Annotated in this window: 1 protein-coding gene; it reads right to left on the reverse strand. The window is 72.2% G+C overall.

The window, feature by feature from the left end; all coding sequences use genetic code 11:
- The coding region (locus tag PROKR_RS18045; RefSeq protein ID WP_483823648.1) for a glycoside hydrolase family 2 protein at nt 1–1,104 on the reverse strand (1,104 nt) is incomplete at both ends.

Below are 1,104 nucleotides of genomic sequence, written 5' to 3' on the forward strand. Positions count from 1 at the left end.
GCGGGGCAAAGGCCGCGCGGACGGCGAACCAGGCGGGCCGGCGGCGCCCGGCCGAGTCGACCACGGCCCAGGACGCGACCGGCCAGCAGTCGTTGAGCTGCCACACGATCGAGCCCATGTTCAGCGGCCGCAGCGAGCGGAAGTGCTCGATCGCGAAGGTCAGGGCGCGCGCCTGGTTGAGCTGCATGGCCCAGTGCCAGTCGGCCATGTCCGTGGGCTCGTCGAAGTAGGGGGCCAGGCCGCGCGCCAGCTTGAGCGAGCCGTCGACCGCCTTCTGGTGGTGCAGCACGCCCTCCGAGTCGGGTCGCAGCGGGTCGTCGTGCACGGCGTCCGTCAGGGTGCGCCAGGCGGGCGGGCCCTGCCAGCCGAACTCCGAGACGAACCGCGCCCGGTCCTCCAGGAACACCTGGTAGCCCTGCTCGTTCCAGCCGTCCCACAGGTGCACCACGCCACGCGAGCGGTCGTTCGAGTACACCTCGGGCGTGCCAGAGTACGGGCTGCCCGGCCAGTAGAAGGCGTGCGGGCTGACCGCGGCCACCACCTCCGGCAGCACCTCCAGGTAGTACCGCTCGCCCCAGGGCCGGTCGCCGAGGCGCTCCTTCCAGCCCCAGTCGTCCCAGCCGAGCCAGTTCTCGTTGTTGCCGTTCCAGATCGCCAGCGAGGGGTGCGACATCAGGCGCACCACGTTCTCGCGTGCCTCGGCCGCGACCTCCTCGAGCATCCAGTCGTGCTCCGGGTACGGGGCGCACGCGAAGGCGAAGTCCTGCCAGACGAGGAACCCGAGCTCGTCGCACTGCGCGTAGAAGTCGTCGGACTCGTACAGGCCGCCGCCCCACACCCGCAGGATGTTGGCGTTCGCCTCGGCGGCGTCGCGCAGGCGGGCGGCGACGTCGTCGTGCGTGACGCGGTGCGGGAAGCAGTCGTCCGGGATCCAGTTGAAGCCGAGCGCCGCGACCGGGCGGCCGTTGACCACGAACGCGAACGACTCACCGTCCGCGTCCGCCTCGCGGCTCACCTCGACGGAGCGGAAGCCGACCCGCCGGTCGTCGGCGTCGAGCGCCGCGCCCGTGACGCGGTCGAGCAGCCGCACCTCGACGTCGTGCA

The sequence above is a fragment of the Promicromonospora kroppenstedtii DSM 19349 genome, from assembly GCF_000515355.1.
GTDB lineage: Bacteria > Actinomycetota > Actinomycetes > Actinomycetales > Cellulomonadaceae > Promicromonospora > Promicromonospora kroppenstedtii.